Here is a 14,062-nt window from a genome sequence, read left to right on the forward strand (position 1 = left end):
CAGAGGGTTAGAGAGGTGTTGCAATTTCGGTGTAACCCGGAACACCGCTAGCTCGAGTTTGCACTGCCGTCACAGCCGGGCCGAGGAATCGGGTCGCTAGGGCGCGGAATGCATCCGGGTCGCCGGTTGCCTCGAAAACGCGGTTCGGACGCGAGGCACTCGGGTTATCCGGATGCGGCCGCAGTAGATCCCTCTCCGACAGAACCCGCAGCAGGTCCTTGGCGGTTTCCTCGGCGCTGGACACCAACGTGACGTCCTCGCCCATAGCGAGCTGGATCAGCCCGGACAGCAACGGATAGTGGGTGCAGCCCAGCACCACGGTATCCACCTGCGCCCGCTGCAGCGGCTCCAGATACCCCTCGGCAAGCTGCAGTACCTGTCGGCCGCTGGTGATGCCGCGTTCGACGAAATCGACGAAACGTGGACACGCCACCGCCGTAATCTCCGTGTCGCGCGCGGCCGCGAAGGCATCCTGGTACGCACCCGATGCGATGGTCGCCTCGGTGCCGATGACGCCGATCTTGTTGTTGTGCGTGGTGTGCACGGCCCGCCGCACGGCAGGCAGCACCACCTCGATCACCGGCACCGGGGCATAGCGTTCACGGGCGTCGCGCAGGCATGCCGCCGATGCCGTATTACACGCGATAACCAGGGCTTTCACCCCGCGATCGACGAGGTCGTCGCCGATGGCCAGCGCATGCTTGCGAATCTCCGGAATGGTCAGCGGACCGTACGGCCCATTGCCGGTATCTCCGACGTAGACGATGTCCTCATCGGGCAGCTGATCGATGACGGCCCGCGCAACGGTCAGTCCCCCGACCCCCGAATCGAAGATCCCAATCGGGGCGCTCGGAAGTGTCACGTCGTCAACCTCGGTGGCGAACCCTCCCGCGCCTTACGTTCCCTACCGGACAGCCAGTAGGCCGCAAGCACGCCGGCGATGGCCCCACTCAGATGGCCCTGCCAGGACACCCCGAACTGTCCGGGCAGCACACCCCACAACACCCCGCCGTAAATGATGATCACGACGACGCCGATGAGGATCTGCCCGACGCTGCGGTTGAAGAACCCTCTGACGATCACATAGGTGAGCCAGCCGAAGATCAGTCCCGACGCCCCGATGTGGTTGGTCTCGTAGGGCGAGCCGAGATTGCCGATGAACCATGTCCCCACACCGCCGAGCACCCAGATGATGGCGGTAGCCAGCAGAAAGCGTCCGAGCCCGGCCGCGGCGGCCAGGAAACCCAGCACGAGCGCGGGCACCGTGTTGGCAACCAGGTGCCCCCAGTTGGCGTGCAGCAGCGGCGCGAAGAGGATGCCGTCGAGTCCGTCGACCTCCAGGGGCCGGATGCCGTTCTCGTCGAGGCGGTGTCCGGTGACCGAATCGATGCCCTCAACGACGTACAGCAGCGCGACGAAGGCGGCCACCAGAATTCCTCCGGTGACCCATTGCGGACGTCCGGACCGCTGATCGGGGTTGGCAGGGCGGTATCCCTCGGGGCCGCCGCCATATCCCGTCATGCCCACAACTGCCCTTCCAACGCGTCCTCTGCGTCATCCACGGTACCGGCGTAGGCGCCGGTCGACAGGTACTTCCAGCCCGCATCGGCCACCACGAACGCGATATCGGCGCGCTCCCCGGCCTTGACGGCCTTAGCGGCCATGCCGAGTGCCGCGTGCAGGATCGCGCCGGTCGAAATGCCCGCGAAGATGCCTTCGACCTGGACCAGCTCGCGGGTGCGACGCACCGCGTCGAACGATCCGACCGAGAAGCGGGTGGTCAGTACCTCGGGGTCGTACAGCTCGGGGATGAAGCCCTCGTCGATATTGCGCAGTGCATAGACACCCTCGCCGTAGCGCGGTTCGGCGGCGACGATCAGCACACCCGGCACCTTCTCGCGCAGGAACCGTCCCGTGCCCATCAAGGTGCCGGTGGTCCCGAGCCCGGCGACGAAATGAGTGATCTCCGGCAGGTCGGCCAAAATCTCCGGGCCGGTGCCGTAATAGTGCGCATCGGCGTTGGCAGGGTTGCCGTACTGGTACAGCATCACCCACGAAGGGTTTTGTGCGGCAATCTCTTTGGCTGTAGCGACAGCGGTATTGGAGCCACCTTCGGCCGCGGAGAAGATGATCCGGGCACCGTAGAGCTCGAGCAGCTGGCGCCGCTCGATGGAGGTGTTCTCCGGCATCACGCAGATCATCTTGTAGCCCTTGAGCTGCGCGGCCATCGCCATCGAGATACCGGTGTTGCCGCTGGTGGGTTCCAGGATCGTCGCCCCGGGTTCCAACAGCCCGTCCCGTTCAGCCTGTTCAATCATGCGCAACGCCGGCCGGTCCTTGATGGATCCGGTCGGATTGCGGTCCTCCAGCTTGGCCCAGAGACGCACGTGGGGGGCATCGTCACCGTCCGAATCCCACCGAGGGGACAGGTTCTGCAGCCCGACCAGCGGGGTGTTCCCCAGTGACTGCAGCAGCGAATCATAGCGGGTCATGCGCCGCTAGCCACCTGCTACGGCAGGCAGGATGGTGACCGAATCGCCGTCGGCGATCTCGGTGTCCAGCCCACCCGAGAACCGCACATCTTCGTCGTTGACGTAGATGTTGACGAAGCGGTGCAGCTTGCCGCCGTCGACGAGTCGCTCGGAGATCCCGGAGTAGTTGGACTCCAGATCCGCGATCACCGCCTGCAGGGTAGAACCCGTTGCGGGGACCCGCTTCTCGCCACCGGTATGGGTGCGCAGGATGGTGGGAATCGATACTTGAATCGACACGGCGGACATCTCCTTAATTCTCGTACTGCTCTTTAGTACTGCTCGACAACGGAAATGTCCTCTTCGGTGACCACCCCGTCGGCGATCCGATAGCTGCGCAGCTCGTGCTGCTCAGGATCGCGGGTGGACACCAGGACGTAGTGGGCATCGGGCTCGGCGGCCAGGTTGATATCGGTGCGGCTGGGGTAGGCCTCGGTCGCGGTATGCGAGTGATAGATCACCACGGGCACCTCGTCGGCATCATCCATTTCCCGCCAAACCCGAAGCTGCTCACCGGAATCAAAGCGATAAAAAGTCGGGGACCGCTCCGCATTGAGCATCGCCACGTGCCGCTCGGGGCGATCGGAGCCCTCCGGGCCCGCCAGCACGCCGCATGCCTCATCGGGGTGGTCGGCACGGGCGTGCGTCACCATGGCGTCGACCAGGTCGGCACGGATTACCAGCACTAGCACCCCTTCCGGACTATCAAGAAAACGCTCCAGGCAACACGTCACGATATGCGGGTATTCCGGCGACGCTCGCGGCGCCCACCACCGCACGCACCACGGCCCGCTCGACACACTCGGCGGCGGCGATCCCCACCGCGACGGTCAGAGCATCGGGATCACCGTCGCCCGTGCCTGTCGCGAGTACGTACAGCGTGTCCCCGTCCATCGGGGTGTGCGCCGGTCTGATGGCCCGAGCCAACCCGTCGTGGGCTGCGATGGCCACGCGACGGCACTGCGCCTTGCTCAGCGGGGCGTTGGTGGCCACCACACCGATGGTGGTGTTCAACGACACCGATTTGTCGGGCAGGCCCCCCAGCTTCTCGACCTCGCCGACCGGGGGCACGCTCAGCTCGGGTGCGGACTCAGGGCTCCAGGGCAGACCGGTCGCCGGATTGATCACCAGTCCAACGGGATTAGCGACGACGACGGCGCCGACGATGATTCCATTGCCGAGATCCGCGCTAGACGATCCAACGCCCCCTTTGAGGGTGCCCGCCCGTGCTCCGGCACCGGCGCCCACTGCACCCCATTCCGGCGTATCGCTAGCGAGTTCAGCTGCACGGTAACCGAATTCGGCATCGGGCCGGTTCTTCCAAGCGCCCACCGGCAGATCGAAGATGACGGCCCCCGGCACGATGGGCACGGTGCCACCCAATAGTGCGACTCCCCTGCCCCGTTCCTCCAGCCAGCGCATCACACCGTCGGCAGCCGCCAATCCGTAGGCACTTCCCCCGGTGAGCATGACGGCATCGACGGTCGAGACCGTGTTCGCCGGGTCGAGCAGATCGGATTCGCGCGTTCCCGGAGCTCCCCCTCGCACGTCGACGGCGCCCGTGGTCCCGGGTGGTGCCAATACGACGGTGGTGCCGGTGGCCCATCCCGATCCCAGGGTGGCATCGGGATCCACCCGCTGGTGATGCCCGACCAGAATTCCCGGAACGTCGGTGATCGCCCCAGAGAACAGGCTCATACCGCTGATTTCCCCATCAACGCGAGTACCAGCAGCTCCTGCATGACGGTGAGCCAGTGATAGATGTCCATATGCCCGGCCATCGGATCGTCTGTGGGCAGTTCTCGCGGCCCGTCGCTGTCGATCCCCAGCATCGCGCCGAGCGCCAACCGCACGTCATTCAGCGCGGTCAACCACGCCTGCGCATCCTCTTCGGACAGCTCAAACCGCCCACCTTCGACCGGAAGTGTCCGCAACAGCTGTTGCCCGGCCTCGCGTTTGGCGTCGATGATCTCCGGCTCGTACAGGCTGCGCAGCGCGCTGTTGAGTCCGCTGACCACCTCGATGCTGCTGGTGCCGTCCTGATCAGGTCGGTGAAAGTCCGGAAGCAGCCGCCCCAGTGTGACATCGGTGGGGGCCGCGGTGTTGCCCGTGCGAATACCCGTCAGTTGCTCCAATTCGTCACTGGGAGCTGATGATTCGCGCTCATCCAACATCGCCAACATGGATGTGACCATGGACTGCAAGAGCGCCGCCTCGTGCGGCTCAATTTCCGAACGCAGCCGAATTTCATCGGAGGCGTTGATGCGCTTCCACTTTCGCACAGGTCTGCGCTACCTCGCCGCTATCTCTTGGTGCACGATCATCGGTCCTGCTGCAGCGTGGCCCACAGGCCCGCGGAATGCAGCTTGCTGACGTCGATCTCCATCGACTCGCGAGCGCCGCATGACACCACCGCCTTGCCCTCGTGATGTACCTGCAGCATCAGATTGGTCGCCTCGGTCTCGCTGTAGCCGAACAGCTGCTGGAACACGTAGGCGACATAGTTCATCAGGTTTACCGGGTCGTCCCAGACGATGGTGACCCACGGCGACTGGGTCGCGTCGACATGCTCGACGGACCGCTCCGCTGTAGTCCCTGGCAAGGCTCGCGCCGGCGCACCCATAGGCCCAGAATACCGGGACCGCTGAGTCTGTCAGCATGGAGTTCGGAGTTTCGACGGCGCCTGGGGGCCGGTCACGGACCCGGATATCCCGCTAACGTTGCGCCCATGGGGCATATGTCTACGTCATTGCTCACCGACAAGTACGAGCTCACGATGCTCGCCGCGGCCCTGAGCGATGGCACCGCGGGACGCCGAGCCACCTTCGAAGTGTTCGCCAGAAGGCTCCCGGACGGACGCCGGTACGGCGTGGTCGCGGGCACAGGTCGGTTACTCGACGCACTCGGCGAGTTCCGATTCGGACCCGAAGAGCTGAGGTCGCTGTCCGATTTTCTGGACAACGACGCACTCGAGTACCTCACCGCGTATCGATTCGGTGGCGATATCGACGGCTACCCTGAGGGCGAGCTCTACTTCCCCGGGTCCCCGGTGCTGACCGTGCGCGGAACCTTCGCCGAATGCGTCATTCTCGAAACCCTGACATTGTCGATCCTGAACCACGACAGCGCCGTCGCCTCGGCCGCCGCCCGGATGGTGTCCGCGGCTTCGGACCGCCCGCTCATCGAGATGGGGTCGCGGCGCACCCATGAGCTCGCCGCGGTGGCCTGTGCCCGCGCCGCCTATCTCGCAGGATTCGAGTCGACCTCCAATCTGGAGGCGCAGCGCCGATACGGGGTGCCTGCCCGGGGCACTGCCGCACACGCCTTCACCCTGCTGCACGCCCAGGAAGGTATGAGCCCCAGCGAGGCCGAACGCGAAGCATTCCGCGCCCAGGTAGAGGCGCTCGGTATCGGCACCACCCTGCTAGTGGACACCTACGACATCACCACCGGTGTCGAGAACGCCATCGCCGTCGCAGGCCCCGAGCTCGGGGCCGTGCGTATCGATTCGGGCGATCTGGGCATGCTGGCCCGTCAGGTGCGTGCACAGCTCGACGGGTTGGGCGCACACCGAACCCGCATCGTCGTCTCCGGCGACCTCGACGAGTACTCCATCGCGGCGCTGCGCGCCGAGCCCGTCGACATCTACGGGGTAGGCACCTCGGTGGTAACCGGCTCGGGAATGCCGACGGCCGGCATGGTCTACAAGCTTGTCGAAATCGACGGCATCCCGGTGGCTAAGCGCAGCAGCCATAAGGAATCCCACGGAGGTCGCAAGTGCGCCCTGCGCACCGCCAAACCAACCGGCACCATCACCGAAGAGGTGGTGTACCGCGCGGCCACGAGCGGGCCGGTGATAAACGAGCCACACCGGACGCTCACCGTTCCACTGGTGCGCAGCGGCACGTCGGTCTCGGCCGACACACTCGAAGCCGCCAGGGGGCGCGTACGAGCCGGACTGCTGAGCCTGCCCTGGGAGGGACTCGGCCTTTCCCACGGGGATCCTGCGATCACCACCCGACTGATGGGATAATTCCTGCCGGAGGTCACATGGCGGCCAGAAGGCAATGGGCGGGAACCACTCCCGATGAGCGTCGGGCGACGCGTCGACGCGCACTGCTCGACGCGGGTATCGCCGCGCTCGGCGCCGTCGACGGCCCAGCTCTGACCATCCGTACCGTGTGCCGATCTTCCGGTGTGTCGGAACGTAATTTCTACGAGGAGTTCGGTGACCGCGACGACTTTGTGCGCGCGGTGTACCAGGACGTTCTCGAATCCGTGATGCGTGTCGTCACCGAATTCACCGTGGATGGTGACGATCCAGAGACCCGTGCGGTGGAGACCTTCATCGGAGCGACAGTCGACAACCCGACGTACGGACGCATCATGATGCTGGCTCCCTTCACCGAGCCGATACTCGGCAGTATCGGGTTTGCGGGTTCGATGGCCTTCGCCTCGCTCGCCGAGAAGGCACTGGTCGATATCGACGATCCGGGACGACGCCGGTTCCTGTCGGTATCGCTCGTCGGTGCCGCGTCGGGCGCCATCATCGACTATCTACGCGGTGATCTGGCCATCACTCGCGATGAGCTCATCGACTACATATCCCGCATGGGCCGCCACGTGTCGACAATCTTCGACTGAGCACCAACAGAGGTACGGTCGGTCCATGGGCAGGGCACTTATCGTGGTCGACGTGCAGAACGACTTCTGCGAAGGCGGCTCCTTGGCGGTGCCCGGCGGTGCGGCACTGGCCCGGACGCTCAACGGCCTCACCAACTCCGGCAGCTATGACGCGGTGGTCGCCACTCGCGACTTTCACGTCGACCCCGGCAACCACTTCTCGAAGGAACCGGACTTTGTGACGAGCTGGCCCCCGCACTGTCGGGTCGGCACGCCCGGCGCCGACTTTCATCCCGATCTGAATCTCGCCATCGTCGAGGAGGTGTTCTCCAAAGGAGCGTATGCCGCCGCATATTCCGGCTTCGAGGGCGTCTCCGCGGATGGCACCGCACTGGCGCCGTGGCTACGCTCCCGAGATCTGGACAGCGTTGACGTAGTGGGTATCGCCACCGATTACTGCGTGGCCGCCACCGCCCGCGACGCGGCCGGTGCAGGGCTCAATACACGCGTACTCACCGCGTATTCCGTTGGCATTGCCGAAGAATCGGTGGGTCGCGCCCTGGATGAGCTCGGGGGCGCCGGCGTCGAGGTGATCACCTGAGCGGCTCATCCAAACTCAATGGTCTTCGCGCGAGCGGCTCATCCAACCCGGCGTCTGGTCTCCTTGCCACTGCTGTCGCCGCGCTCGGCGGCACCGAACGCGCCGGACAGTCCACCATGGCCACCGCCGTGGAACACTCCCTGCTCAGCGGTGAGCATTTAGTGGTCCAGGCCGGCACCGGCACCGGCAAGTCCCTGGCGTATCTGGTGCCTGCAATTGCCCACGCAATCGAGGAGTCATCCCCGGTCGTAGTCTCGACGGCTACCATCGCCCTGCAGCGCCAGCTCGTGGATCGCGATCTGCCCCGGCTTGCCGAAGCGTTGACACCTTCGCTGCCTCGTAAGCCCAGGTTCGCGATACTCAAGGGGCGAGGAAATTACCTGTGCCTCAACAAATTGCACAACGGTGGTGCATCCGACCAGGAGGCTCCCGACACTCTCTTCGAGCCCTTCGCCGCCAGCGCGCTGGGCCGCGATGTACAGCGGCTCAACACCTGGGCGGATGCCACCAAGACCGGAGATCGGGATGAACTCAAACCCGGTGTCCCCGAACGTTCCTGGTCGCAGGTCAGCGTGTCGGCACGCGAATGCCTGGGTGCCACTCGGTGCCCGTTCGGCACCGAGTGCTTCGCCGAGTTGGCCCGGCTCGAGGCCGGACAGTCCGATGTGGTGGTCACCAACCACGCACTGCTGGCCATCGACGCCATCGCCGATATGAACATCCTGCCCGAGCATGACGCGGTAATCGTCGACGAGGCACACGACCTCGTCGACCGAGTGACGAGCGTTGCCACCCAAGAGCTTTCCGCCGTCGGGCTCACCGTGACCATCCGGCGCATCGCCCGGCTGGTTGCTCCCGAGACGGCGAGCCGATTCGAGGCGAGCTCTGCGACATTCTCCTCGCTGATCCACGACAGCAGGCCGGGAACCATCGACCGCGCAGACGAGGAGACCGTCACGTACCTGACCGCGCTGCGCGATGCCGCGGCAGCGGCGCGGACCGACATACCGACGGGCCAATCCACAGACCCGGCGACCGCCGCAGCACGTACGGAAGCGGTTGCCGCACTGGATGATATCGTCGATACCGCCTCCCTGGTGCTGGCCTGCTGGGCCGAACCGGAGATCACGGTGCGACCCAACGTGGTGTGGCTCGATCATGAGGACAACCGAGGCTCGGTGCGGCCCGTGCTGCGGATCGCCCCATTGTCGGTAGCCGGGCTGCTGCGCACCAGGCTCTTCGGCCAGCGCACCGTCATCCTCACCTCCGCCACCCTGGCTCTCGGTGGGAAGTTCGACACGATGGCCGCCTCGTGGGGACTGCCCGCCCGAGAACCCAGCACAGAGACCGCTACCGAGGCCAAGGCCACCTGGCACGGCATCGATGTCGGGTCACCTTTTCAGCACGAGAAGTCCGCGATCCTCTACCTCGCACGACACCTTCCCGCCCCCGGCCGCGACGGCCTGGGTGCGGCGACTCTCGATGAGATCGAGACCCTCGTGCGGGCGGCGGGCGGACGCACCCTGGGGCTGTTCTCCTCGATGCGCGCCGCCAAGGAAGCATCCGAGGAGATGCGCACCAGGCTCGACACCCCAGTGTTGTGCCAAGGCGACGACGCAACATCGGTTCTGGTCGAACAATTCAGCGCCGACCCCGAAGCCTCATTGTTCGGCACCCTCTCGCTGTGGCAGGGCGTCGACGTGCCCGGCCCCTCGCTATCACTCGTTCTCATCGACCGAATCCCGTTCCCTCGCCCCGACGATCCGCTGCGGGCGGCCCGGCAGCGCGCGATCAGTGCGCGCGGAGGCAATGGGTTCATGGCGGTGGCGGGCACCCAGGCGGCGCTACTGCTGGCTCAGGGCACCGGACGGCTGCTGCGCAGCGCGCAGGACAGAGGCGTTGTCGCGGTGCTCGATTCACGGATGGCAACGGCGGGTTACGGCGGATTTCTGCGTGCATCGCTGCCCCCGTTCTGGACGACGCACGATTTGTCGGTGGTCACCGCGGCGCTGCAACGCCTGATGACGGAGCATAAAGCGACATATGCTGGCAAGGGTTCCCGCACACAGGGATAGCCACGACAGAGAGACGGCCATGTCGATTCCGGTCAGGTGGTACTCCGCGCCGAAGGTAATCCTGGCCTGCGGTGCCGTCTTGGTCCTCGTGCTGTCGGCGTGTGCGAATGCCGTTGACGGCTCCCCGGTTTCGCAGCTCGGCAACGCTTACCAAATCGCCGGGCTTCCGGCCGTCGACGGTCCTTCCGGGCTGCGTCCACATCCCAAACCGGCCGACAGGGCCGTGCACGGCACCGACGGCGGCGAGATGGACCGGCTCGCGGTCAACGCGATCGCCGACATCGAGGACTTCTGGCAAGAGGCCTATCCCAAGACCTTCTGGGCCAAGTTCCATCCGGTCGAATCGTTGATCTCCTGGGATAGCATCGGCCCCGACGGGACGGAATTCTGCAACAACCCCACCGCCGGCTTCGACAATGCCGGGTACTGCATCAGCCAGAATGCCCTCGGCTGGGACCGCGGCGTGCTACTGCCAAGGCTGGAGCGCATGTTCGGGTCCATGGCGGTACCCATGACGCTGGCCCACGAGTACGGGCACGCCGTCGCACACCAATCAGAGATGGTTGACTCCGGGACGCCGACGCTGGTCGGTGAGCAGATGGCCGACTGCCTCGCCGGAACTTACCTGCGGTGGGTGGCGCAGGGCAGCTCACCGCGTTTCACGCTGAGCACCGGCAACGGTCTCAACCATGTCATCGCGGCGCTCATCGCCTTCCGGGACGACCCGATCGAGGCCGGCGATACCGTCGACGCGCACGGATCCGCATTCGAGCGGGTGTCGGCATTCCAGCGCGGATTCGTCGACGGTGCAGCGGAATGCACCCGGATCGACATGGCAGAGATCGCCAAGCGTCGCGGCGGGCTCCCGGTCAACTTGCCGTCCGGCGAGTCCGGAGGCATGCCCGTCACCGTCGATACCTTGCGCACACTGATGACGGTGCTCAGGGCGATCTACGCACCTGAGGGAAACACAGCGGCGCCACGTCTCTCGGTGTCGGGGGCCGCATGTGATGAGCCCGGCCACCGCGCCGAGTCGCCTGCGGTGGTGTACTGCCCAGACTCCAACACCGTGGCTCTCGATCTACCGCGACTGGCCCAACTAGCCCGGCCCAGCCACGATCAGGGACAGATCACCGGCGATTTCACCGCATACTCGATGGTCATCTCGCGCTATGCGTTGGCCGTCGAGCATCAACACGGACTACCGCTCGACAACGGGCAGAGCGCATTACGCACCGCCTGCCTGACGGGAGTCGCGTCGGCGGCGATGGCCAAAACCACCACACCCACCCAGGAGCCGAACCCGATGGTGCTCGCCGCCGGCGACCTCGACGAGGCGGTATCCGGACTACTGACCAACGGGGTGGCCGCCAGTGATGTCAACGGAACCACCATCCCGGCGGGCTTCTCCCGGATCGATGCCTTCCGCGACGGAGTGGCCGGGTCGACCGACCGCTGCCTCAAGCGCTACGGCTGATCGCGTTCAGAACCTAGTGCTCCAGGTCGCTGGCGGCCAGTACCGCCAGACCCAGCTCACCATCCCCGGCCAGCAGCGGATGGTGCGGAAGCACCCGCACCGTGTACCCCACGGACCCGGATACCGGCAACGTGGTGGTGGTGGAGAAGGTCTCGACCCCACCGCCACGGCTACCGGTATGTGTCATCGGAATGTTCACCGCTTCGGAGAGCTTGTCGTCCAGGTCAACTCGTCCAATCACCGCCTGAACGGCGACCTCCGACGGGGCCAGACCGGACAACTGAACCGACGCGGTGAGCGTCAGCTGCGATCCCAGCAGCGGGGTATCCGGCAGGCCCGAACTGTCGACCTCGGTGATGACCAGCGACGGCCACACCTGCTGTACCCGCTCCCGATAGCGCGCCAACTCCTTGGCCGGGGCGAACGAATCGCCGGAACCGACCGTGGCGCGCAACGACTTGGCCGCGGGAGCGTAGTAGCCAACGGTGTAATCGCGAACCATCCTGGATGCCAACACCTTTGGACCCAACTTTTCCAGGGTGTGGCGAACCATCTCGACCCACCGCTGCGGCGTGCCGTGCTCATCGCGTTCGTAGAACTTGGGCGCCACTTTCTGCGCCAATAGCTCGTAGAGTGCCGCGGCCTCCAGGTCATCGCGTCGGGCGTCATCGGTGACGCCATCGGCCGTCGGTATCTCCCAACCGTTTTCGCCGTCGTACCACTCGTCCCACCAACCATCGCGGATGGACAGGTTGAGCCCGCCGTTGAGCGCGCTCTTCATCCCCGAGGTGCCGCAAGCCTCCAGTGGGCGCAACGGATTGTTGAGCCACACATCGCAGCCGAAATACAGGTAGCGCGCCATCGACATGTCGTAGTCGGGCAGGAACGTGATGCGGTGTCGCACATCGGCCTGATCGGCGAATCTGACGATCTGCTGGATGAGCCCCTTGCCTCCGTCATCGGCGGGATGCGACTTACCGGCGACGATGAGCTGAACCGGATGCTTCTCGTCGAGCAATAGCTCGCGCAGCCTGTCGGGGTCACGCAGCATAAGGGTGAGCCGCTTGTATGTCGGCACCCGGCGCGCGAACCCGATGGTCAGCACTGTCGGATCGAAAGCGCTGTCCACCCAGCCCAACTCGGCCTCGGCCGCACCGCGTTGCAGCCACGAAGCACGTATCCGCCGACGCACGTCCTCGATCAGCTGAGCACGAAGCTGCGACCGTATCCACCAGATGTGGCCGGGGTCCACCTCGTGGATACGCTCCCATCCGCTGGCATCGTTGAACGCCTCGGCGCCGACAAGCTGCTGCCCTAGCTCCAGCCACTGCGGAGCCGCCCAGGTGGGCGCGTGCACACCGTTGGTGATCGATCCGATGGGGACCTCTGCGGCATCAAATGACGGCCATAGTCCGTTGAACATCGACCGACTCACCTGGCCGTGCAGCAGCGATACGCCGTTGGCACGCTGCGCCAGTCGCAGGCCCATGTGTGCCATGTTGAAGGTGGACGGATCGTCCTCGGCGCCCAGCGCGAGGATACGGTCCACCGGCACACCGGGCAGCAAGGTGGAATCACCGGACTCACCGAAGTATCGGCGCACCAGATCGACGGGGAATCGGTCGATACCGGCGGGAACCGGTGTATGCGTGGTGAATACGGTGCTGGACCGCACGACCGTCAGTGCCGTCTCGACATCCAGCCCGTGCTGTCCGATGTACTCGCGGATGCGCTCCAGACCGAGGAAGCCCGCATGCCCCTCATTCGTGTGGAAAACCTCAGGGGCCGACGCACCGGTCGAGGCGACATAGGCGCGGATGGCGCGCACGCCGCCGATACCGGCCAGGATTTCCTGTTTGATGCGGTGATCTTGGTCGCCGCCGTAGAGCCGGTCGGTGACGTAGCGCAGTTCCCGATCGTTCTCGGCGATATCGGAATCCAAGAGCAGCAACGGAATCCGACCCACCTGGGCAATCCAAATGCGGGCCGAGAGCACCCGGTCCTGCGGCATCGGCACGGTGATGAGGATCGGGGTGCCGTCCTCGTGCGCCAGCAGCCGCAACGGTAAGCCTGCCGGGTCGACCAACGGATACTGCTCGGTCTGCCAGCCGTCGGCGGTCAGGGACTGCCGGAAGTACCCCGACCGGTAGTGCAGTCCCACCGCAATGAGCGGAAGCCCCAGATCGGACGCGGCCTTGAGATGGTCGCCGGCCAGGATGCCCAAACCGCCCGAGTAGTTGGGCAGCACCTCGGAGACGCCGAACTCCATCGAGAAGTAGCCGATCGCGGCGGGAAAGTCGGACGTGCCCGCCGCATCTTCTCGCCCGCGCTCCAGCTGACGCTGGTACCACATCGGCCGGTTCAGGTAATCGTGGAGATCTGCCGCGAGGGCGGCCACTCTGTCGACGAAGCCGTCATCAGCCGCCAGCTCGTCCAACCGCTGCGCCGGGACCGATCCCATCAAGGCCACCGGGTCGTGATTGGTCTGTTCCCACAGCCGGTGGTCGATATCGGCGAAGAGGTCCCGGGTCGGCTGGTGCCATGACCAGCGCAAGTTGTTCGATAACTCGCCCAGCACCGCTAACCGCTCCGGTAGATGGGCGCGAACCGTGAATCGACGAAGGGCTTTCACCCTTCAGAACCTTACTGAGATTTTGGTCGTGCGCATGCCCTGCGGTCATTCCACACCGCCACGCCTTGTCGACGTCGGTTTCCACACCATGTTCGACACCACGCCGCAAGGCCCTGTCTACTA

The 14,062-nt window shown here is 65.3% G+C and carries 14 protein-coding genes; 5 read left to right on the top strand and 9 right to left on the bottom strand.

Annotation, left to right across the window (positions count from 1 at the left end; translation table 11 throughout):
* Window positions 1–7: 7 nt before the first annotated feature.
* Genes murI through clpS form a run of 8 tightly spaced genes read right to left on the bottom strand, consistent with a single transcriptional unit; the run spans window position 8 to window position 5,154 of the window.
* Entirely contained in the window at window positions 8–862 is an 855-nt protein-coding gene (gene murI, locus AB0H22_RS10175) for a glutamate racemase (protein ID WP_180751652.1), read from the bottom strand.
* On the bottom strand, window positions 859–1,521 hold the full coding sequence (locus AB0H22_RS10180) for a rhomboid family intramembrane serine protease (protein WP_358146535.1): 663 nt from the start codon (window positions 1,519–1,521) through the stop codon (window positions 859–861). The genes murI and AB0H22_RS10180 overlap by 4 nt, the downstream gene beginning before the upstream one ends.
* Window positions 1,518–2,492 (bottom strand): cysteine synthase, encoded by a 975-nt coding sequence (locus tag AB0H22_RS10185; protein ID WP_180751650.1) that lies wholly within the window; start codon window positions 2,490–2,492, stop codon window positions 1,518–1,520. The genes AB0H22_RS10180 and AB0H22_RS10185 overlap by 4 nt, the downstream gene beginning before the upstream one ends.
* 6 nt (window positions 2,493–2,498) lie before the next feature.
* A complete protein-coding gene (locus AB0H22_RS10190; RefSeq protein ID WP_180751649.1) occupies window positions 2,499–2,771 on the bottom strand; it encodes a MoaD/ThiS family protein in 273 nt (90 codons plus the stop codon).
* A gap of 32 nt (window positions 2,772–2,803) precedes the next feature.
* Window positions 2,804–3,217 (bottom strand): M67 family metallopeptidase, encoded by a 414-nt coding sequence (locus AB0H22_RS10195; protein WP_180751648.1) that lies wholly within the window; start codon window positions 3,215–3,217, stop codon window positions 2,804–2,806.
* A 19-nt stretch (window positions 3,218–3,236) separates the two neighbouring features.
* Window positions 3,237–4,229, bottom strand: coding sequence for a P1 family peptidase (locus tag AB0H22_RS10200; RefSeq protein ID WP_358146536.1), 993 nt, complete (start codon window positions 4,227–4,229; stop codon window positions 3,237–3,239).
* Window positions 4,226–4,813, bottom strand: a complete 588-nt coding sequence (locus AB0H22_RS10205; RefSeq protein WP_358146537.1) for a DUF2017 domain-containing protein — start codon at window positions 4,811–4,813, stop codon at window positions 4,226–4,228. Before AB0H22_RS10205 ends, AB0H22_RS10200 begins: the two co-directional genes overlap by 4 nt.
* Window positions 4,814–4,851: 38 nt before the next feature.
* The gene (gene clpS, locus AB0H22_RS10210) at window positions 4,852–5,154 is read right to left on the bottom strand and encodes an ATP-dependent Clp protease adapter ClpS (protein WP_180751645.1); all 303 of its coding nucleotides are present in this window, start codon (window positions 5,152–5,154) and stop codon (window positions 4,852–4,854) included.
* A 105-nt stretch (window positions 5,155–5,259) separates the two neighbouring features.
* Between clpS and AB0H22_RS10215 the strand changes: the two genes are divergently transcribed.
* From AB0H22_RS10215 to AB0H22_RS10235, 5 genes are read left to right on the top strand one after another with little or no spacing between them, the layout of a single operon-like run.
* A complete protein-coding gene (locus tag AB0H22_RS10215) occupies window positions 5,260–6,564 on the top strand; it encodes a nicotinate phosphoribosyltransferase (protein WP_358146538.1) in 1,305 nt (434 codons plus the stop codon).
* 17 nt (window positions 6,565–6,581) lie between these two features.
* Window positions 6,582–7,175, top strand: a complete 594-nt coding sequence (locus AB0H22_RS10220; RefSeq protein ID WP_180751643.1) for a TetR/AcrR family transcriptional regulator — start codon at window positions 6,582–6,584, stop codon at window positions 7,173–7,175.
* Between the two features lie 25 nt (window positions 7,176–7,200).
* On the top strand, window positions 7,201–7,755 hold the full coding sequence (locus AB0H22_RS10225; protein WP_358146539.1) for an isochorismatase family protein: 555 nt from the start codon (window positions 7,201–7,203) through the stop codon (window positions 7,753–7,755).
* A complete protein-coding gene (locus AB0H22_RS10230) occupies window positions 7,752–9,830 on the top strand; it encodes an ATP-dependent DNA helicase (protein ID WP_358146711.1) in 2,079 nt (692 codons plus the stop codon). Before AB0H22_RS10225 ends, AB0H22_RS10230 begins: the two co-directional genes overlap by 4 nt.
* 19 nt (window positions 9,831–9,849) lie before the next feature.
* Window positions 9,850–11,307 (top strand): peptidase, encoded by a 1,458-nt coding sequence (locus tag AB0H22_RS10235; protein ID WP_358146540.1) that lies wholly within the window; start codon window positions 9,850–9,852, stop codon window positions 11,305–11,307.
* A 13-nt stretch (window positions 11,308–11,320) separates the two neighbouring features.
* Here AB0H22_RS10235 and glgP read toward each other — a convergent pair whose 3' ends face one another.
* Complete coding sequence (gene glgP / locus AB0H22_RS10240; RefSeq protein WP_180751640.1) at window positions 11,321–13,939, bottom strand: alpha-glucan family phosphorylase; 2,619 nt, start codon at window positions 13,937–13,939, stop codon at window positions 11,321–11,323.
* Between the last annotated feature and the right edge of the window lie 123 nt (window positions 13,940–14,062).

The organism is Mycobacterium sp. NPDC050853 (assembly GCF_040653875.1).
Lineage (GTDB): Bacteria > Actinomycetota > Actinomycetes > Mycobacteriales > Mycobacteriaceae > Mycobacterium.